Source organism: Kutzneria kofuensis (genome assembly GCF_014203355.1).
GTDB lineage: Bacteria > Actinomycetota > Actinomycetes > Mycobacteriales > Pseudonocardiaceae > Kutzneria > Kutzneria kofuensis.
Genome location: NZ_JACHIR010000001.1, coordinates 4,829,128 through 4,848,510, shown reverse-complemented (window position 1 = coordinate 4,848,510; position 19,383 = coordinate 4,829,128). Strand labels below are relative to the sequence as shown.

Here is a 19,383-nt window from a genome sequence, read left to right as displayed (position 1 = left end):
CAATGATACTTGAAGCCAGTTTGGTAGCAGTTCACTCGATGTAGTGCTACTTGTGGTGCACTAGCCGGCCTGATCGATACCAGAAAACCTTTTCTGTATCACATCGGCGACAGAGTGCACCGCATGTAGCGGTTCGTCAGAGCTTCACCAGGGGGACGCCGCCAATGAGCATGAGGCGGACGGTGCCGGCGGAGCCGAAGTCGATGGTGGCGGTGGCACGAGGGCCGGAGCCGTCGGTGGCGACGACGGTGCCGAGACCGTACTTGTCGTGGTTGACGCGGTCGCCGACCTCGAGCTCCAGGGTCGGCGTCTGCTGCCAGCCCTTGGCGAAGGCGGGGGTGGTGCGCGAACGCGAGGAGTCGTCGCCGAAGGACCGACGGCCCCAGGTGGTGGTGACGGTGGGAGCGGCCCGCTCGGGCTCGACCCGACGCCACTCGACGAGGTCGGACGGGATCTCGCCGAGGAACCGGGACTCGGGGTTGGCGGCGGGCTGGCCCCACGCGGACCGGATCAGGGCCCGCGACAGGTACAGCCGCTGCCGGGCCCGGGTGATGCCGACGTACGCCAGCCGGCGCTCCTCGGCCAGCTCGGCGGGGTCGCCGAGCGCCCGCGAGTGCGGGAACACGCCGTCCTCCCAGCCGGTGGAGAACACGACCGGGAACTCCAGGCCCTTGGCGGTGTGCAGGGTCATCAGCGTGACCACGCCGTCGTCGGACTCGGGCACGGAATCGGAGTCGGCGACCAGGGACACCCGCTCCAGGAACGCGTCCAGGCTGCTGGCCGGCTCGGGGTCCTCCTCGTCCGGCTCGGGCAGGTTGAACTGGGTGAATTCCCGGGCGACGGTGACGAGCTCGGTCAGGTTGTCCAGCCGGGAGGCGTCCTGCGGGTCGTCGCTGGCCTCCAGCTCGGCCCGGTAGCCGGTGACGTCGAGCACCTGCTCCAGGATGTCGCCGACGTCGTCACCCCGCTCGACGGCCTGGTGCAGCTCGTCCAGCATGGCGACGAAGCCGGAGATGGCGTTGCGGGACCGGGGATTGAGCAGCGCGACCTTGCCGGCGGCGGCCTCGCGCAGCGCGGTGGCGAAGCCGATCCGCTGCTGCTCGGCGTGGGCGGACACGCACGCCTCGGCCCGGTCGCCGATGCCGCGCTTGGGCACGTTGAGGATCCGCCGCAGGCTCACGGCGTCGTCGGGGTTGGCCAGCACTCGCAGGTAGGCCAGCGCGTCCCGGACCTCGCGCCGTTCGTAGAAGCGGACGCCGCCGACGACCTTGTACGGCAGCCCGAGCCGGATGAAGATTTCTTCGAAGACCCGGGACTGGTTGTTGGTCCGGTAGAACACGGCGATGTCGCCGTTGGTGAACTCGCCCGAGTCGACCAGCCGGTCGATCTCGCCGGCCACGAAGCCGGCCTCGTCGTGCTCGTTGTCGCCGACGTAGCCGACGATCTTCTCGCCCTCGCCGGAGTCGGTCCACAGCCGCTTGTCCCGACGGTTGGGGTTGCGCGCGATCACGGCGTTGGCGGCGCTCAGGATGGTCTGCGTGGAGCGGTAGTTCTGCTCCAACAGAATGGTGCGCGCCTGCGGGTAGTCCCGCTCGAACTCGACGATGTTGCGGATGGTGGCGCCGCGGAAGGCGTAGATGGACTGGTCCGCGTCGCCGACCACGCACAGCTCGCCCGGCGCGACGCCGCCCTCGCCGGTGCCGACCAGCTCGCGCACCAGGGTGTACTGGGCGTGGTTGGTGTCCTGGTACTCGTCCACGAGCACGTGCCGGAACCGCCGCCGGTAGTGCTCGGCCACGTCCGGAAACGCCTGCAGCAGCTCGACCGAGCGCATGATCAGGTCGTCGAAGTCCAGCGCGTTGGCCAGCCTCAGCCGCTGCTGGTACGACTCGTACACCTCGGCGACCCGGCGCTCCAGGTCGTTGGCCGCGCGGTCCTTGGCCGTCTCGGCGTCCACCAGCTCGTTCTTGAGGTTGGAGATGTGCACGGCCAGCGTGCGGGCCGGGTAGCGCTTGGGGTCGAGGTCCAGGTCGCGCGCCACCAGGGTGACCAGGCGGCGGGAGTCGTCGCTGTCGTAGATGGTGAAGTTGGACGACATGCCCAGGGTCTTGGCCTCGCGGCGGAGCAGCCGCACGCACATGGAGTGGAAGGTCGACACCCACATCGCGTTGGCGCGCCGGCCGACCAGCCCGGAGACCCGCTCCTTCATCTCGGCCGCGGCCTTGTTGGTGAAGGTGATGGCCATGATCTCGCCGGGGTGCACGCCGCGGGCCGCCAGCAGGTACGCGATGCGGCTGGTCAGCACCTTGGTCTTGCCGGAGCCCGCGCCCGCGACGACCAGGAGGGGCGAGCCCGCGTGCACGACCGCGTCACGCTGCTGCGGGTTGAGGCCCTCCAGCAACGCGTCGGGACCGGTCGCCCGCGCCGGGGGATTCGTGGGCAGATCGAACAGAGCGCTCATCGCCCCCAACGCTACCCGGCCGCACTGACAGTTCCGTCACGACGGGTCGACGGAGCGCCGCCGGCTGTGCGAGACTCCGGACATGTGCGCGCGCCACTACGAGTTTTTTTACGGGATCCGGACTCCGGCTCCCGTGGTCGCGTAGCGCCGAAACGACCACCACAGAAGCCCCGGAGTCCTCGGACCCGGGGCTTCTGTGCTGCCGGGGCCACCGATCTCCGAAACGCGGAGGAGAACACAGTGAGCACGCCAGTCAGCGACCAGCCCACCCCGGACATCCCGTCGCTGCGGGAGGAGATCGACCACCTGGACGCGGAGATCATCCGGCTGGTCAAGCGGCGGGCCGAGGTGTCCGGCATCGTCGGCAGGACGCGGATGGCCAACGGCGGCACGAAGATCGTGCACAACCGGGAGATCGACATCCTGGCCCGCTACCGCGAGGGGCTCGGCCCGGAGGGCAAGGACATCGCGCTGATCCTGCTGCGGATGGGCCGGGGACCGCTCGGCCGGTGAGGTGAGGCCCGCGGGGTATGGGTGTCTTCAAGACGCACAAACCCCCGGGGACTTCTCCGGGATGTCACCGATGCCTCGACCGTGTTTCCCGAGCACACTGGGGGCATGGAGTTCATCGCCGTCATCATCGCCCTGGCCAGCCTCGTGGCCGCGGTCGCCTACGACGGATACCTGTTCGTGCTCGGGTCGGCCGCCAACCGCCGGGCGGGCGGCGCGCCGATCGTGCAGTGGGTGCGGTCGCGCTGGCCGCAGGCCGGCATCACCACGGTGGCGTCGCTGCTGGCGCTGCTGATGGCGTCCGGCAACCTGTTCTTCGAGATCATCGCGATCGTCGTGGCGGTGGGCGCGGGCGGCACGGCGCTGCGCGGGCTGCAGGACGCGCGCAAGCAGCTGAACAGCGGAAGCAACCCGTAGCAATCCTTCTCTCACTCGACCGGGTGTAACCGGGCACGGCAGTGGGACCGACGCCGCCGGCCGCGGTTTCACGCCCTACGCTGAGATCTTCTGACGGGTGATTCCCACTGGAGCGGTCCAGCCCGGAAATCCGCGTCAGGAGGGATGCTCGGGAGGGTCTTGGAAGTATGAGCAGCGAGGCGGGGCAGGCGGATCACGGTCGGCATCGACGGGCGGCGTCCGGGCCCGGCGCGCTGCCCGAGCCGGTGGCCCGGGTGGGTTTCCGGCCCGCCCACGCCCGGCCGGTCATCATCCGCCCGTGCGACGAGCCGACCGTCCCGCTGCCCGCGGTGCCGCCGATCGACCCGATGATCGACACGGACGCGGTGGGGCTGCGCAAGTTCGACATCGGCACGGTGCCGGCCTCGGTGACGCCGCCACGCACCTGGCGCCGGGCGGCCTGGTTCACGGTCGGCTCCTCGGTGGCGGCGCTGGTGGCGCTGCTCGTCCTGGGCGCGCTGCTGGTCGGTCCGTCACGGATGCGCACGCAGATCGAGTCGTTCCCCGGCAATCCGCTCCAGGTGCCGCTGCCGACCACCACGGACCCCTCACGGCAGCTCCCGCCGGGCGCGCCGAGCGCCGTGGCGAAGACGGGCGCCGCGGGCACGGGCACCCGGCCGGACACGCCCGGCTCGTCGTCCACCGGCACGCACGGCAGCGACGCGCCCACGCACACCACGCAGCCGACGATCACCACCGTCACCGGCGTGACGAGCCCCGTGGTCGACCCGGGCAAGGTCGCCCAGCAGACGCAGCACTTCTTCGCCGCGGTGACGTCCAATGTCGGCGAGGCCTACCAGCTGACCTCCGGCGCGCTCAAGGCCAACGGCGAGGCGGCGCTGCAACAGCGCTACCAGGACGTGGCGTCGGTGCAGGTGCGGGGCATCACGATCGATCCGGGCAGGGGCATCACCATCAACACGGTGCTGGTCACGCACCGGGACGGCACCACGAGCACCGAGGAGCACGTGCTCGCCTTCACCCCCGGCGTGTTGCCGCTGATCAGCCAGGACACCCCGGTCTCGGGGTGACGGTCGGCAACCTCTACACCGGGATTCATTCCTTCGAGTGAAGGTGTCTAGCCACGGCGACCTCGAAGCGGTGAACTCTGCGCCAGAACTGGCCCGCACCGGGTCGATCCCGGTACGAGTGCTCCGGTACCCATCTTCGAACGGCACTGGCGAGGAGAGAACGCCCGTGGAGCGTCCTGCTGGCGGCAGGCGGCACAGCCGTGGCGGTTCGGTCAGCGTGGCCGATCTGATCCGGCGGCAGCCGGGCTCGGTGCGCATTCCGACGCCGGAGGAGGCCGCCACCGACGCCCTGCTCGGCGACCTGCTCGGCGGCAAGGGCCTGCCGGACGACAGCGACCCGCGCACCAGCACCGCGCTGAAGCTGCTCGGCGTGCTCGTCGGGGCGATCACCCTGGCCGGCACCATCGCGGCGGCGTCCATGATCACCGGTGAGCCCAGGCCGGCCAGGGTGGCGGTGATGACGTCGCCGCAGCCGCAGGCGCTGACCGGTGCGGACGCGCTGCGTCCGGACGTTCTGGCCACCGAGGTCGCCGGCAAGACCGACCCGGCCTCGCCGCTGGGCGCCGCCTCCACGACCACGGGCCCGTCCCCCACCGCCGTCACGCCGACGGTGAACGCCGGCCCCAGCCAGCGGGCGCTGACCCAGAACGCCGCCGCCAGCCCGGTCGACGTGGTGCGCGACTTCTACAACACAGTGGCCCAGAACCCGCGCGACGCGCTGGCCATGATGGGCGACTCGCTGGCCGACCTCGATCCGACCGGATTCATCCGGTCCTGGTCGTCGGTGCGGGTCGTGCGGCCGGAGCGCGTGGAGGCGATGTCCGACGGCACCGTGCTCGGCGTGATCGGCATCCAGCAGGCCGACGGCAGCTGGCTGCACGTGGAGCAGCTGCTCCGGGTCGACGGCGGCAACCAGCCGAAGATCATCGGCGCCCAGGTCCTATCGGCCCAGCAGGGCTGACCGGATTACCTGATTGCTACGGACGGCCCCGCGCCGGACCGGCCGTGTGTCCCACCCCGCACGAGAGGCGGGCGTGGGCGGCCCGCGCGGCGTCGATCGCGTCCGGCGGCCGTATTCCCCGGTGTTTCAGCCCGGAGGTCACAGGTGGGCATCGAAACGGCAACCGCCGGCACATCGTTGGGCTATTTGGCCGATCAAGGCTGCACTAAGTAGCTCAAATCTGCGAGCCTTCTACCCCAAACTGGTGACGCCTTCCCTCTGATCCGGTATCAAAACCACGGTCAGTGATCCGACGGAGAGGTGACGCGACGGTGTACGAGGACTCGACGAGGGTGGGCACGACCACGGCCACCCGGCAGATCCCCGTTTCCGAGCTCCTCGCTCGCCATCGAGGCGAGCAGTTGTCTTCGCGCCAGGCATGGGCGGAGCCCACGGCTTGCGAGACCACGGACGTCATCCCGGCCGTGCAGGACGACTACTACCTGGACGAGTCGTATCCCGCCACCGGTTATTCCGAGGCGTACGAGTTCGTCGAGGAGCGCTCCGACGCGGCGCGGCCGTTCGTCGGGGTGAACGCGGACACCGACCAGTTCCCGCTCCCGGTGCTGCAGAACCCGCAGGACCCGGAGGAGCAGACGCTGCTCGCGCCGATCGACGTCGAGGCCATGGACGCCGAGCGGGCCGCGGCAGCGGCCGCTGCCGCTGAGGCCCCCACCGTCGAGACGGTCGCCTGCGACGACACCCCCAGCCGTGAGATCTACATTCGCGAGCTGCTCCGCCGCGAGGGCAAGCTGCCCCGCGAGCAGCGCCGCAAGCAGGCCCCGAAGATCGCCGCCGCAGCGGCGGGTGTCGCCGCCCTGTGCGGCGCCGTGGCCGCGAGCATCGTCCACGTCCAGAACGCGGACAACAACCAGAACTCCGCCTCCGGCAACGGCGTTCCGCTGACGGTCGTCGACGGCGGCGGCCCGCGCGGCCAGGCCCTCGACGCCCCGCTGGCGCCGCGCGGCACCGAGCAGGTCACCCCGGACAGCACCACCGCGGGCAACTCGAAGGCGACCGACAAGCACGCGGCCCCGCCGCGCGTCGCCCCGTACGTGACGGCGAGCCAGCAGGCGCAGCAGAACGGCGGCGCGACGTCGTCCTCCTCGGCCACGCCGACCACCACCACGAACGCGCCGTCGCCGAGCAGCACCCCGAGCAACCCGCCGAGCACGACGAGCCCGTCGTCGACGCCGACCAACGGCAGCAACAACACGCCGCCGTCCAGCCCGAACAACAGCGCCGGCACGTCGTCGCAGAACAACAGCACGCCGCCGCCGTCGAGCTCGACCCCGGACAAGGGCATCATCGGCGGCCTGCTCGACCCGATCACGGGACTGCTCGGCTGACCAGCGCGAATCCTCCCTACGGCTGACCGTCACCTCGTCGTGGAATACTGGCTGGCGAGTTGTGGCGTGTCACAGCGCACGGTCGGATTGACCGGGGACTGACAGGGTCACCCCCTAACCTGGGTACCTGTCCTGCCGGATGGACGGCGGGCCACGCACGCCAGCCGCCGACCAGCGCACCGAGGAGAGACTGCACCCGTGACTGACGACGGTCGTCTGGTCGCTGGCCGGTACCGGCTGACCAACCGGATCGGCAGCGGCGCGATGGGCGTGGTGTGGACCGCACGTGACGAGCGGCTGCACCGCACGGTCGCGGTCAAGCAGCTGCTGCTCAACAGCAGCATGAGCGCAGCCGAGTCGCACGAGGCCAAGCAGCGGGCCATGCGCGAGGGCCGGATCGCCGCGCGGCTGCAGCACCCGCACGCGATCGCGGTGTACGACGTGGCCGAGGAGGACGGCAATCCCTGGCTGATCATGGAGTACCTGCCGTCCCGGAGCCTGTCGGCGATCCTGGCCGAGCGGGGCACCATGCCGCCGCAGGAGGCCGCCCGGGTGCTGGCGCAGGCCGCGATGGCGCTGGACGCCGCGCACGCCGCCGGCATCGTGCACCGGGACATCAAGCCGGGCAACATCCTGATCGGCAACGACGGGGTCGTGAAGATCACCGACTTCGGCATCTCCCGGGCCACCGGCGACGTGACCGTGACGGCCACCGGCATGCTCGCCGGCACCCCCGCCTACCTCGCGCCCGAGGTGGCCAAGGGCTACGACCCCGGGCCGCCGTCGGACGTCTTCTCGCTCGGCTCCACCGTGTACGCGGCGGTCGAGGGTGAGCCGCCGTTCGGCCTGAACGAGAACACCCTCGCGCTGCTGCACCTCGTCGCCGCCGGCGTGGTCAACCCGCCGCGGCAGGCCGGCCCGCTGCACGCACTGCTGATGCGCCTGCTGGCCGCCGACCCCAAGGAACGCCCGACCATGCGGCAGGCCCACGAGGGCCTGTCCGCGGTCGCCGCCGGCCGCCCGGTGCCGCCGGCGCTGCTGGCCTCGCCGGGCGCGCCGACCTGGCGGGTCAACCCGCCGCCCGGACCCGGCACCACCCGGCAGATCGCCCCCGGCACCACGCGCCAGGCCCCGCCCGTCGGCGCCGCGCCCGTCGGCCCGGGGCCGACCCGGCTGGACGCCCGCCCGTTCGACCGGCAGCAGGCCACCCGGGTCGCCGGCGGGCCGCTGGGGTCCGGGCCGAACACCCGGCCGCCGGGCCTCAGACCAGGCGAGCAGTCCATGCCGCCCACGCCCCGCAAGAACAGCAAGCGGCCGATGCTGCTGGCCGCGTTGGCCGTGGTCGCGGCCGCCGTCGTCGGCATCCTCGTGGCCAACGCCATCTCCGGCGGCGGCAGCAGCCGTGCCGACACGGGCGGGCAGAACCCGGCCTCGCTGCCGACGCAGACCACCGACAACGAGCCGCCGCAGGTGTCGACGGGCCCGACCAAGACGCAGAAGACCACCACCACGACGACAACCACGACCACGACGACCACGACCAGCGCGACCCCGGACGGGCCGTCGCCGGCCGATCTGGTGCACGCCGTCCAGGGCTACTTCCAGCTGCTGCCGGACGAGACCGCCGAGGCGTTCCAGCACCTCACCCCGAACATGCAGCAGGCCTCCGGCGGCCCGGACGGCTACCGGCAGTTCTGGGCCGGCGTCGACGAGGTCAAGGCGACCAAGGTGACCCCGGTCGGCAAGGACAAGGTCAGCGCGGTCGTCACGTACAAGGACAAGAGCGGCAACACCAGCAAGGAGGCCGACGTCTTCACGCTGGTGTCGCAGGACGGCAACCTGCTCATCGACAGCCAGAGCCGGCAGGCGCTGCCGAACTAGCTTTCATGCTCGGAAGGGGGCATTCCCGGCGTTGAACGCCAGGAATGCCCCCTTCCGAGCACTCACCGGGTCTGTTGGGACGCCGCCGCGCGCAGGCAGCGGATGAGGCTGGCGGTGGCCGGCTGGTCGGCGGTGAACTCGGGCACGGCGGCGTAGATGTGCCGGATCGGCTCGGGTCGGCGCACCGGCCGGACCACCGCGCCCGGGACCACGGTGCCCAGCCCGAGGCGGGGGACCATGCTGATGCCGAGGCCGGCGGCGACGAAGCCCTGCGCGGTCTGATAGTCGTTGCACTGCAAGGAGAAGCTCGGGCTGAAGCCGGCGCACGCGCAGGCGTCGAGCAGGATCTGCCGGCAGGTCCAGCTCGACGCCGCGTTGTACTCGTTGTCCACCCACACCTCGCCGGCCAGGTCGGCCAGGTCGAGAACGTCCTTGTCGGCCAACGGATGCCCGTCGGGCAGCACCGCCGAGTACGGGTCGTCGAGCAGGTGCACGAGCTGGATTCCCGACAGCTGCGGCGTTTTCCCATCGGCGACGACCACAATGGACACATCGGCCCGGCCGGCCGCCGCCTCGTGGATCGGGTCCAGCGGCTCCACGTTGACCAGATCCAGCTGCACGCTGGGATGTTCCTTGCGGAACTCCGCGACCGCTTGTGGCACAAGGGCCGCGCCCGCGGTGGCGAAGTAGCGCACGCGCAGCCGGCCGGTGCGGCCCTCGCGCAGGTCGGCCAGCGCCAGCTCCGCCTCGGCCAGGTTCTCCGCGATGGTGCCGGCGTGGTCGGTGAGCAGCTTGCCGGCGGCGGTCGGTCGCACGCCCCGGCCGACCTTCTCCAGCAGCGGCAGCCCGGCCTCCTTCTCCAGCACGGAGATCTGCTGGCTGATCGCGGACGGCGTGTAGCCGAGATTGGTCGCGGCCGCGGTGATGGATCCGCTGGTCACCACGGCCCGCAGCACCTGCATCCTGCGCACGTCGAGCATGCCCAAACCTTACAGCGGACCTTAAACGTTCTGAAGTTTAATTCACTTGTTCTGATGCTTTACCTCGCGCAAGCTTGTTGTCGTGACGACACCGGCAAGCCTCTTACGACTGGTCTCGCTCGCCCTGATCTGGGGCTCGAGCTTCCTGTGGATCAAGCTCGGTCTCGACGCGCTCTCGCCGTCCCAGATGGTGTTCGCCCGCGTCCTGCTCGGCGCCCTCGTGCTCTGCGCCATCGCGTTCGCCCGGCGCACCCCGCTGCCGAGCGGCCGGCAGATGTGGGGCCATCTCGTGGTCTACGTGTTCTTCGCGAACGTCCTGCCGTTCACCCTCTTCGCCATCGGGGAGCAGACCGTCGACTCCGGGCTCACCGGCGTCATCAACTCGACCACGCCGCTGTGGGCGGTGCCGTGCACCCTGCTGTTCGGCGGCGTGCGCCGGCTCGGCCTCAACACGGTCATCGGCGTGGTGCTCGGCTTCGCCGGCGTGCTGGTGATCTTCTCACCGTGGCAGGCCACCGACGTCAACCTCGGCGGCGCGGCCGTCTGCCTGGTCGCGGCGGCCAGCTACGGCGTCGGCGTCGTCTACGCCGGCCGGTTCCTGGCCAACAAGGGTGTCGCCCCCGGCGCGCTGGCCGCCGCCCAGATGCTCACCGCCACCGCGATGAGCGCCCTGGTGCTGCCGTTCGACGGCCTCCAGCCGATCCACTTCGACGTGCCGGCGCTGCTGGCGGTGGTCGTGCTGGGCGTGTTCGGCACCGGCTTCGCGTTCCTGATCCAGCAGTCGCAGATCGCCAAGGAGGGCCCGACCGCCGCCTCCATGGTCGCCTACCTGCTGCCGGTGGTGTCGGTGCTGCTCGGCGTGGTCTTCCTGCACGAGACGTTGAGCTGGCGGGAGGTCGCCGGCATGGCGATCGTGCTGGTCGGCGTCGGCCTGACCCGCCGAAAGGCCAAGGTCACCGCGTCGGAGCCGGCCAAGGAACTTCAGCCCGAGACGGTTTGAACCGCGCGCTCCCCGGATCCGTTGGCTGGGATGGGAACGGATTCGGGGAGCGTGGACATGTTGTGGGCTCTGGCCATCGGGTCATCGATCGTCGCCCTGTTGGCGCTGGTCTGGCACCCGCGCAAGGGTGTGCACAGCGGCGGCGGGCCGGAGGGCACACACACCGTGGCACACGTGATCGACACGCTCCGGCTGGAGGTGGAGTCGACCGGTCGTCACACCAAGCGGCGGTCGGTGGCCCAGCGGGACAGCTCGTACCTGTTCGACAGCTGAGTCTTGCGCAGCACGCTGGACACGTGCGTCTCCACGGTCTTCACGGAGATGAACAGCTCCGAGGCGATCTCCTTGTACGCGTAGCCGCGGGCCAGCAGCCGCAGCACCTCACGCTCGCGCGGGGTCAGCAGGTCCAGCTCGGGGTCGGCGATCGGGGCGGCCCCGGGCCGCTCGGAGAAGGCGTCCAGCACGAAGCCGGCCAGCCGCGGCGAGAACACGGCGTCGCCCTCGGCCACCCGCCGCACCGACTTGGCCAGCTCCTGGCTGGAGATGGTCTTGGTGACGTAGCCGCGGGCGCCGCCGCGGATGACCGCGATGACGTCCTCGGCGGCGTCGGACACCGACAGCGCCAGGAACACCACGGCCGGGTTGGCCGGCCGGACCCGGCGCAGCACCTCGGCGCCGCCGCCGTCGGGCATGTGCACGTCCAGCAGCACCACGTCGGGGCGGTGGTGCTCGATCCCGGCCACGGCCTCGCCGACCGAGCCGGCCTCGCCGACCACCTCCACGTCCTCGCCGTGGGCGGCCAACTCGGCCCGTACCCCGGCCCGGAACAGCGCGTGGTCGTCGACGAGGAACACCCGCACCGGCTTGCGGTCCTCCTGCTCCGGCGTGGTCATGCCTTGGCCTCCTTCTTGCGGGGCATCTCCAGCTGCACCTCGGTGCCCTCCCCCGGTGACGTGCGCAGCCGGACCTTCCCGCCGTGCCGGTCCATTCTGCCCCGGATCGAGTCGGCCAGCCCGTGCCTGTCGTCGGGCACCTGGTCGGGGTCGAAGCCCTTGCCGCGGTCCCGCACGAACACCGTGACGGTGTCGGGCTCGATCTCGGCGTACACGCTGACCTCGCCGACCCCGGAGTGCTTGGCCGAGTTGACGATGGCCTCCCGGGCCGCCTGTACGAGCGCGGTCAGCCGGACGTCCATCGGGCAGTCGCCGACGACAACCTGCTCCACGGACACGTCGAAGCTGTCCTCGATCTCGCCGCAGGCGACGGCGATCGCCTCGTGCAGGGTGCCGCCGCTGACCGGGGTCTCGGCTGCCTCGTTGGCCTCGGCGGCGGCCGCGCGCCCGCGACCGTAGCCGGTCGGCCCGTACAGCCAGGTCCGCAGCTGCCGTTCCTGGCCGCGGGCCAGCTTGACCACCTCGCGCGGGTTCTCGGCCTGCTTCTGGATCAGCGCAAGCGTTTGCAGCACGGAGTCGTGCAGGTGGGCGGCGATCTCCTCCCGCTCCTGGTCACGGATGCGGGCGCGGCGCTCGTCGTCCAGGTCGCGGACCAGGCGCAGCCACCAGGGCACGGTGATGACGCCGACCCCGACCAGCGTGGCCAGGATGGCGATCAGCACCGGCGGCACCAGCGCCGGCGAGACCTGCTGGAACAGGAACAGCCCGACGCCGCCGCACACCAGCAGCACGCCGACGATCAGCCGGAGCCGGGCCTTGGCGCTGCCCTCGCCGAAGAAGCCGGTCACGCCGGTCCGCGCGCCGTCACGCCACTTGCGCCGCTGCGCCTCGTCGGCCTCACGCCAGACCAGCGCCGCGCCGCCGATGCCGACTGTGGTCGGCACGATGAACCAGGACGCCAGGGAGCCGCTGAGCGTCGTGATGACGATGAACAGGCCGACACCAAGGGCCAGCAGCGCGATGCCCTGCTGGCGCTCCTTGGCGTCCATCTGCGAGGTCTGCTCCTCCGGCGGCGCCTGCGCGGCGAACATCCAGAGCAGCACGTAGGCCAGCGGCCCGATGAAGCCGATCGCGGTCAGCAGCGTGAATCCGGCGCGCACCCAGATCACCGGCACGTTCAGGTGCTCGGCCAAACCGCCCGCGACACCGCCGGCGATCTTGTGGGACCCGCTGCGGCGCAGCCTGCGGTCGGCGAACACCTCCGGTGTCGCGTTCTCTTCCTCGACCAGCTGCTGCGAACTCACCCCAAGATGGTCACACGCACAGGGATATGGAGCCATCAGGGACGAGCCCGGGGATTGATTCAGGGGGCTCCCGGATGCCGCCGCCCCGCGCCAGGCCGCATGCTCGTCACCGTGAACACGACCAAGCACTCCGGGATCAACATCGAGCACCTGGTCGCGGACTTCTGGGCCACCCGCCCGAGGCGTCCGCGGCAGGGCCGGATGGTGGCCGGTGTCGCGGCCGGCATCGGGCGGCGTTACGACATCGACCCGGTGATCGTGCGAGTGGCACTGGTCGTCTGCACCGTGTACGGCGGCGCCGGCCTGCTGTTCTACCTGCTGGCCTGGCTGACGCTGGCGGAGGAGAACGACGAGGCCTCGGCGCTGGAGGCGATGGTGGGCCGCGGGCGCAGCTCGATGTCGCGCGGCTTCACCATCCTGCTCTGCCTGCTGTGTGTGCCCGCGTTCGGCTGGCTGTGGGGCGGCCAGTTCGGCTTCTTCAGCGGCGTGCTCAGCGCCGCCGCCCTGCTGGGCGGGCTGTTCCTGTTGCACCGCAACCGCGCCGGGCTGGGCGTGCCCGGCGCACCGACCACGACCTCAGGGGGACCGATGACCGCACCGAGCTACGCGCCTGGTGCCGCCGCCTCGACCGAGTGGGACCCGCTGGGCGCGGCCCCGCTGCAGTGGGACCTGCACGACCCGAACGAGCCGGTGACCACGCAGCTGGCCACCAGCGACGACCAGGACAAGACCCTCGCGGTGCGGCCGCGCAAGCGGCACTCCGCGGTCGGCGGCGTGACCATGGGCCTGGCCGTGCTGACCGCCGCCGCCCTGCTGATCTTCAAGGCCGGCCTGGGCCTGACCTGGCTGACCCTGCCGCACATCCTCGGCATCGTGGCCGGCGTGCTCGCCGGCGGCCTGGTGGTCGGCGCGTTCGCCCGTGGCGGCCGCGGCCTGATCGTGCCGACGGTGCTGGTCGGCGTGGCCGCGGTGGCGCTGACGAACTCGCCCAACGGCGGGGATTCGGGTTTCGGCGACCTGCGCGCCAACCCGACGGACCGGCTGGACGCGAGCTACTCCCGGTCGTTCGGCGACGTGCGACTGGACCTCACGGATTTCAAGTTCGACAAGGAGAAGCCGGCTCGGACCACGGTCAGCGTGGACGCCGGCGAAGCGCGGGTGATCGTGCCGGCCAACGTGAACGTGGAGGCCACCTGCACGGCCAACGTGGGTGACGTGCGCTGCCTGACCCAGCGCGCCGACTGGCGCGACGTCAACCTGCACGTGGTCGACAACGTGCCGAACGCCGTCGGCACCATCCAGCTCGATGTGCACGCCGGCGCCGGGGATGTGGAGGTCTACCGTGGCTGAGACGGAACGCCGGGGCGGTCCCCGGCTGGTGAGCCTGCTGTTCGGCATCGGCGGCCTGTTCGCCATGGCCTACGCGCTGTCCGACGGGAAGATGGCCGACCTGCCGTTCGGGGTGACCGGACTGGTCGCCGGCGGCGCCATCCTCGTCGGACTGCTGATTCTCATGTGGACGGTCAGGCCATCCGCCCGGAAATAGCGAACGGCCCCCGCCTTTGCCGAGGCGGGGGCCGTTCGTGTCATTCCCACTCGATGGTGCCCGGCGGCTTGCTCGTCACGTCGAGCACGACCCGGTTGACCTCCGCCACCTCGTTGGTGATCCGGGTGGAGATCCGCTCCAGCACGTCGTAGGGCAGCCGGGTCCAGTCCGCCGTCATGGCGTCCTCGCTGGACACCGGCCGCAGCACCACCGGGTGGCCGTAGGTGCGGCCGTCGCCCTGCACGCCGACACTGCGCACGTCGGCCAGCAGCACCACCGGGCACTGCCAGATGTCGCGGTCCAGGCCGGCCGAGGTGAGCTCCTCGCGGGCGATCGCGTCGGCCGCGCGCAGGATCTCCAGCCGCTGCGCGGTCACCTCGCCGATGATGCGGATGCCCAGGCCGGGGCCGGGGAACGGCTGCCGGTGCACGATCGTCTCCGGCAGGCCGAGCTCGAGGCCGACCCGGCGCACCTCGTCCTTGAACAGCGCCCGCAGCGGCTCGACCAGCTTGAACTGCAGGTCCTCCGGCAGGCCGCCGACGTTGTGGTGGCTCTTGATGTTGGCCGTGCCCGCGCCGCCGCCGGACTCCACCACGTCGGGGTAGAGCGTGCCCTGGACCAGGAAGTCGTACTGCTCCTTGTCCTGCAGGTCCTGCGCGGCCTGCTCGAAGACGCGGATGAACTCGCGGCCGATGATCTTGCGCTTCTGCTCCGGGTCGCTGACGCCGGCCAGCGCGCCCAGGAACCGCTCGCGCGCGTCCACGGTGACCAGGTTGACCCCGGTCGCCGCGACGAAGTCCCGCTCCACCTGCGTGCGCTCGCCGGCACGCAGCAGGCCGTGGTCGACGAACACGCAGGTCAACCGGTCCCCGATGGCCCGCTGCACCAGCGCCGCCGCGACCGCCGAGTCCACGCCGCCGGACAGGCCGCAGATGGCCCGGCCGTCACCGACCTGCTCGCGGATGCGCGCCACCTGCTCGTCCACGATGGACGCGGTCGTCCACTGCGGACGGATGCCGGCGATGTCGTGCAGGAAGCGGCGCAGCACCTCCTGGCCGTGCGGGGAGTGCCCGACCTCGGGGTGGTACTGCACGCCCGCGAAGCGCTTCTCCACGCTCTCGAAGCCCGCCACCGGCGCGCCCTCGCTGCTCGCCGTCACCGTGAAGCCCTCCGGGGCCTTGGTGACGCTGTCGCCGTGGCTCATCCACACCGGGTGGTGCGCCGGCAGGTCCTCGTGCAGCACACCGCCGTCGGCGGTCAGCTCGGTGCGGCCGTACTCACGGGCGCCCGTGTGCGCGACCACGCCGCCGAGGGCCTGCGCCATCGCCTGGAAGCCGTAGCAGATGCCGAAGACCGGGATGCCCGTCTCGAACAGGGCCGGGTCCACCTGCGGCGCGTTGTCCGCGTAGACGCTGGACGGGCCGCCCGACAGCACGATGGCCACCGGGTCCTTGGCGACGAGTTCCGCGACGGACGCGGTGTGCGGAACGACCTCGGAGTACACCTGGGCCTCGCGCACCCGGCGCGCGATCAGCTGGGCGTACTGCGCGCCGAAGTCGACGACGAGCACGGGTCGGCTCACGATCAGCGGACCTCCTGGTTGGGGGATATTCGCTATCTTCCCAGTTCCACGCGTGGCTAGCGTGCACCGGGTGGAGCTGCGCGGCGGACTGAACACGGTGTGGTTGATCGACGGCAGGGTGCACCGGCCGGCCGGCCCGTGGTCGTCCCGCGTGCATGCCTTGCTGCGCCACGTTTCCGCAGCCGGATTCGAAGGCGCCCCGGAGCCGTTCGGCTTCGACGCGGACGGCCGCGAGGTCCTGTCTTTCGTGCCGGGTGAAGTTGGTCACCACTTCCCGATGAGCGACGAGGCAGTGATCAGTTCCGCCCGGCTGCTCCGGCGGCATCACGACGCGACGGTCGGCTTCGTGGCCGGCTCCGACGGCTGGCAGTGCCCGCCCATCGAGCCGGCCGAGGTGCTCTGCCACGGTGACTTTGCCCAGTACAACCTCGTGTTCGAGGGCGACACCGCCGTTGGCATGATCGACTTCGACTGGGCCAGGCCGGCGCCGCGCTGGTACGACGTGGCCTACGGCGTGTACCGGTTCGCCCTGATGGACCTGGAGCGGCCGTTGGACCGGCAGTTGCGCGGTGCGGCCCTGTTCTGCGACGCCTACGGCGCTTCGCCGGCCACTCGGCGCGGCGTGGCCGACAACCTGCCGGCGTATCTGATCTGGATGGCCGAGCAGGTCGAGCAGGATCCCCGCTTCGTCACGCAGCGTGCGGAAGAGCACAACCGGATGTATCGGGAGCACGCTTGTCTGGTTCCCGACCTGCATACGACACTTTGTCCTGCCTGACCTGGCTCGTTGTACCTGATGGCCACCGGCGTGACGGGCCGTGGTGGTCATATCGTGTGGTCATGGAAGACGCGATCGAGGCCAAGCCCCGCCCGTGCTGGATCGCCGGTCACGCCGAGCAGGGCGCGACCGAGCTGCTGGTTCGCCACCCGTACGACGGCACCGAGGTCGCCTCCGTCGCCGTACCCGGCCCCGACCAGGTGGAACGGGCCGTCGCGGCCGCCGCCGAGGTGGCCGCGACGTTCCGCTCGTCGCCCGCGCACGTGCGGGCGTCGGCGCTGACGCACGTGTCGGAGCAGCTGGCCGCCCGGCGCGAGGAGATCGCCGAGGTGATCACCGCCGAGAACGGCAAGCCGCTGAAGTGGGCCGACGGCGAGGTCAACCGGGCCATCTCCACGTTCCGGTTCGCCGCCGAGGAGGCCCGCCGGTTCACCGGCGAGCTGCAGCGGCTGGACACCGACCCGGCGGCCGAGGGCCGGCTGGCGCTGGTGCGGCGGGTGTCGCGGGGCCCGGTGCTGGGCATCGCGCCGTTCAACTTCCCGCTGAACCTGGTCGCCCACAAGGTCGCGCCGGCCATCGCGGTCGGCTCGCCGATCATCGTCAAGCCGGCGCCGCGGACCCCGCTGTCGGCGCTGATCCTCGGCGAGATCCTGGCCGAGACCGACCTGCCCGAGGGCGCGTTCTCGGTGCTGCCGGTCGGCAACGAGGAGACCATCGCGCTGGTCAAGGACCCGCGGCTGCCGGTGGTGTCGTTCACCGGCTCCGGCCCGGTCGGCTGGTCGATCATGGACTCGGTGCCGCGCAAGCACGTCGTGCTGGAGCTCGGCGGCAACGCCGCGGCCGTGGTCGCCGCCGACTGGAGCTCCGAGGAGGACCTGGAGTTCGCGGCCAAGCGGATCGCGCTGTTCGCCAACTACCAGGCCGGCCAGTCCTGCATCGCCGTGCAGCGGGTGATCGTGGACTCCGCGATCGCCGACGACTTCGTGCCGCGCCTGGTGGCCTGCGTCCGCGACCTGATCACCGGCGACCCGCACGACCCGGACGTCGAGGTCGGGCCGCTGGTCGACGACGCCGCCGCCGAGCGCGTCGAGTCGTGGGTCGGCGAGGCCGTCAACGCCGGGGCCGAGCTGCTCGCCGGCGGACACCGCGCCGGGGCGACCATCGAGCCGACCGTGCTGGCCAACGTGCCCAAGGACAGCAAGGTGTGGGCCGAGGAGGTCTTCGGACCCGTGCTGGCCGTGTCCGTTGTGGACGGTGCCAACGCCGCTCTGGCGGCCGTCAACGACTCCGCCTACGGCCTGCAGGCCGGCCTGTTCACCCACGACCTGCAGCTGGCCTTCCGCGCCGCCTCCGAGCTGGAGGTCGGCGGCTTGATCGTCGGCGACGTGCCGTCGTACCGGGCCGACCAGATGCCCTACGGCGGCGTGAAGGGCTCCGGCTTCGGCCGCGAGGGGCTGCGGTCGGCGATGGCGGACTTCACCGAGGAACGCGTGATGGTCCTGACCAACGTCAAGTTCTAGGTGTCGGCGCTGCGGGGACCGGGCCAGAACCGGTCCCCCAGCTGCTTGTCCTGGGCCAGCAGCCCGGCGCGCGTGTCGACGACCGGTCCGGGCCAGTAGAGCTTGACGGCCCTCAGCACGTCGTCACGGCTGCTTTTGAGCGCCGGGCGGTCGCAGTGCAGTCCGCCGACGCCGACCAGGCACAGGTCGACAACCTCCTCGGCACTGGTCACCTTCACGAGCAGCGCCCAGGCGCCGGCTCGCGGCACCATCGCCACGAATTCGATGTCGCTCCAGGAAAGTCTGGTGAAGCCGGTCGTCGTCCGCAGGTCGACGCCGTCCGGGCTGACAACCAGTTGCCCGCCGCCGGGCGGGAAGAATCCCCGCACCACGTGGCCGACGCCGTAACCGCCCAAGGCCGAAACCACAGCCGTGAGCACCGCGAGAATGACGACGACGAATCCCGGCAGCGGCTGGCTGACGTTCACCACGATCAACGTGGCCACGACCGCGATGGGAAACGCGATCTTCGCCGGGTGGAGGCTGTAGCGCAGCTCGGACGGCAACAGGTCGAACGTGGCGGTCCTGGCCTGCACCTCCGACGTCCGAAGGACCCGCACGCCGTCGGTTTCGGCCAGTTCCTGCGGGGCCGCGACCACGATCAGGATCTCCCCCGGCCACGTGCGCATGCGACGGAATTCCCGCACCTCGTCCAGGGTCCTGGCGTTCAACAGCAGCGCCAGGATGTGATGCGGCGCGAGCTTCGCGTCGTCGCGCCAGGCCGGCTTGGCCAGGTCGATCACCGCGGTCCTGCCCCGGTAGTAGTTGCCGCCGGCACGGCCCGCCCAGAAGCGAACCGCCTTGACCGCGTCGGGTCCGGTGACCACCAGCGGCTTTCCACCGGCCGCTCGCACGCCCTTGTCGATGGCCCGGGCCAGGGACCGCAGGTACTCCGACACCGTCGGCCTGGCCGGCTCGGGCCCCGCGTGAATGTGCACTTCCATGTCGCGGCCCTGGATGACGTTGCCGCTGACGGACCCGGTGACCTCGTTGTGCACGGTGGCCTCGTCGTCCTCCACCTCGTGAAGGTCGCGGCCGGCGCGTGACCCGTTA

General features: G+C 71.2%; 17 protein-coding genes and 1 pseudogene. 12 read left to right on the top strand and 6 right to left on the bottom strand.

Annotated features, from left to right (window positions below; translation table 11 throughout):
- Positions 1-136: 136 nt before the first annotated feature.
- On the bottom strand, positions 137-2,461 hold the full coding sequence (gene pcrA, locus BJ998_RS22595; protein ID WP_184864588.1) for a DNA helicase PcrA: 2,325 nt from the start codon (positions 2,459-2,461) through the stop codon (positions 137-139).
- 234 nt (positions 2,462-2,695) lie between these two features.
- Between pcrA and BJ998_RS47635 the strand changes: the two are divergent.
- The 6 genes and pseudogenes from BJ998_RS47635 to BJ998_RS22565 all read left to right on the top strand — a co-directional run.
- Positions 2,696-2,974: pseudogene (locus tag BJ998_RS47635) on the top strand (chorismate mutase); the annotation flags it as partial.
- Between the two features lie 105 nt (positions 2,975-3,079).
- Positions 3,080-3,388 carry a hypothetical protein gene (locus BJ998_RS22585; protein ID WP_184864584.1) on the top strand — a complete coding sequence of 103 codons (309 nt, stop codon included), beginning with the start codon at positions 3,080-3,082 and terminating at the stop codon, positions 3,386-3,388.
- A gap of 167 nt (positions 3,389-3,555) precedes the next feature.
- Complete coding sequence (locus BJ998_RS22580) at positions 3,556-4,458, top strand: hypothetical protein (RefSeq protein WP_184864582.1); 903 nt, start codon at positions 3,556-3,558, stop codon at positions 4,456-4,458.
- 166 nt (positions 4,459-4,624) lie between these two features.
- Positions 4,625-5,419 (top strand): hypothetical protein, encoded by a 795-nt coding sequence (locus BJ998_RS22575; RefSeq protein ID WP_184864581.1) that lies wholly within the window; start codon positions 4,625-4,627, stop codon positions 5,417-5,419.
- Between the two features lie 332 nt (positions 5,420-5,751).
- Positions 5,752-6,807: a hypothetical protein gene (locus tag BJ998_RS22570; RefSeq protein WP_184864579.1), complete on the top strand. Its 1,056-nt coding sequence runs from the start codon at positions 5,752-5,754 to the stop codon at positions 6,805-6,807.
- A 198-nt stretch (positions 6,808-7,005) separates the two neighbouring features.
- Complete coding sequence (locus tag BJ998_RS22565) at positions 7,006-8,688, top strand: serine/threonine-protein kinase (protein ID WP_184864577.1); 1,683 nt, start codon at positions 7,006-7,008, stop codon at positions 8,686-8,688.
- A 62-nt stretch (positions 8,689-8,750) separates the two neighbouring features.
- Here BJ998_RS22565 and BJ998_RS22560 read toward each other — a convergent pair whose 3' ends face one another.
- Positions 8,751-9,668 (bottom strand): LysR family transcriptional regulator, encoded by a 918-nt coding sequence (locus BJ998_RS22560; RefSeq protein WP_184864575.1) that lies wholly within the window; start codon positions 9,666-9,668, stop codon positions 8,751-8,753.
- Between the two features lie 82 nt (positions 9,669-9,750).
- Between BJ998_RS22560 and BJ998_RS22555 the strand changes: the two genes are divergently transcribed.
- Together BJ998_RS22555 and BJ998_RS22550 are read left to right on the top strand one after the other, a co-directional pair.
- Positions 9,751-10,668, top strand: a complete 918-nt coding sequence (locus BJ998_RS22555; RefSeq protein ID WP_184864573.1) for a DMT family transporter — start codon at positions 9,751-9,753, stop codon at positions 10,666-10,668.
- Positions 10,669-10,725: 57 nt separating this feature from the next.
- Positions 10,726-10,941, top strand: a complete 216-nt coding sequence (locus BJ998_RS22550) for a hypothetical protein (protein WP_184864571.1) — start codon at positions 10,726-10,728, stop codon at positions 10,939-10,941.
- Here the strand turns inward: BJ998_RS22550 and BJ998_RS22545 are convergent.
- Positions 10,884-11,561, bottom strand: a complete 678-nt coding sequence (locus BJ998_RS22545) for a response regulator (RefSeq protein WP_184864569.1) — start codon at positions 11,559-11,561, stop codon at positions 10,884-10,886. The two genes, BJ998_RS22550 and BJ998_RS22545, sit on opposite strands and share 58 nt — an antisense overlap.
- Positions 11,558-12,901 (bottom strand): PspC domain-containing protein, encoded by a 1,344-nt coding sequence (locus BJ998_RS22540; RefSeq protein WP_184864568.1) that lies wholly within the window; start codon positions 12,899-12,901, stop codon positions 11,558-11,560. The genes BJ998_RS22545 and BJ998_RS22540 overlap by 4 nt, the downstream gene beginning before the upstream one ends.
- Before the next feature lie 75 nt (positions 12,902-12,976).
- Between BJ998_RS22540 and BJ998_RS22535 the strand changes: the two genes are divergently transcribed.
- A complete protein-coding gene (locus BJ998_RS22535) occupies positions 12,977-14,215 on the top strand; it encodes a PspC domain-containing protein (protein ID WP_184864566.1) in 1,239 nt (412 codons plus the stop codon).
- Positions 14,208-14,411, top strand: a complete 204-nt coding sequence (locus tag BJ998_RS22530; RefSeq protein WP_184864564.1) for a hypothetical protein — start codon at positions 14,208-14,210, stop codon at positions 14,409-14,411. The genes BJ998_RS22535 and BJ998_RS22530 overlap by 8 nt, the downstream gene beginning before the upstream one ends.
- A gap of 40 nt (positions 14,412-14,451) precedes the next feature.
- Here BJ998_RS22530 and guaA read toward each other — a convergent pair whose 3' ends face one another.
- Positions 14,452-15,996, bottom strand: coding sequence for a glutamine-hydrolyzing GMP synthase (gene guaA, locus BJ998_RS22525; protein WP_184868857.1), 1,545 nt, complete (start codon positions 15,994-15,996; stop codon positions 14,452-14,454).
- Positions 15,997-16,063: 67 nt separating this feature from the next.
- Between guaA and BJ998_RS22520 the strand changes: the two genes are divergently transcribed.
- Complete coding sequence (locus tag BJ998_RS22520; protein WP_184864562.1) at positions 16,064-16,771, top strand: aminoglycoside phosphotransferase family protein; 708 nt, start codon at positions 16,064-16,066, stop codon at positions 16,769-16,771.
- Between the two features lie 62 nt (positions 16,772-16,833).
- Positions 16,834-18,291, top strand: a complete 1,458-nt coding sequence (locus tag BJ998_RS22515; RefSeq protein WP_184864560.1) for an aldehyde dehydrogenase family protein — start codon at positions 16,834-16,836, stop codon at positions 18,289-18,291.
- Here BJ998_RS22515 and BJ998_RS22510 read toward each other — a convergent pair.
- Positions 18,288-19,349, bottom strand: coding sequence for a hypothetical protein (locus tag BJ998_RS22510; protein ID WP_184864558.1), 1,062 nt, complete (start codon positions 19,347-19,349; stop codon positions 18,288-18,290). The two genes, BJ998_RS22515 and BJ998_RS22510, sit on opposite strands and share 4 nt — an antisense overlap.
- Positions 19,350-19,383 lie beyond the last annotated feature (34 nt).

Coding starts and splice junctions, on each gene's coding strand:
- pcrA (WP_184864588.1), bottom strand. CDS start 2,461: ATGAGCGCTCTGTTCGATCTGCCCACGAATCCCCCGGCGCGGGCGACC.
- BJ998_RS22585 (WP_184864584.1), top strand. CDS start 3,080: ATGGAGTTCATCGCCGTCATCATCGCCCTGGCCAGCCTCGTGGCCGCG.
- BJ998_RS22580 (WP_184864582.1), top strand. CDS start 3,556: ATGAGCAGCGAGGCGGGGCAGGCGGATCACGGTCGGCATCGACGGGCG.
- BJ998_RS22560 (WP_184864575.1), bottom strand. CDS start 9,668: ATGCTCGACGTGCGCAGGATGCAGGTGCTGCGGGCCGTGGTGACCAGC.
- BJ998_RS22550 (WP_184864571.1), top strand. CDS start 10,726: ATGTTGTGGGCTCTGGCCATCGGGTCATCGATCGTCGCCCTGTTGGCG.
- BJ998_RS22545 (WP_184864569.1), bottom strand. CDS start 11,561: ATGACCACGCCGGAGCAGGAGGACCGCAAGCCGGTGCGGGTGTTCCTC.
- BJ998_RS22540 (WP_184864568.1), bottom strand. CDS start 12,901: ATGGCTCCATATCCCTGTGCGTGTGACCATCTTGGGGTGAGTTCGCAG.
- BJ998_RS22515 (WP_184864560.1), top strand. CDS start 16,834: ATGGAAGACGCGATCGAGGCCAAGCCCCGCCCGTGCTGGATCGCCGGT.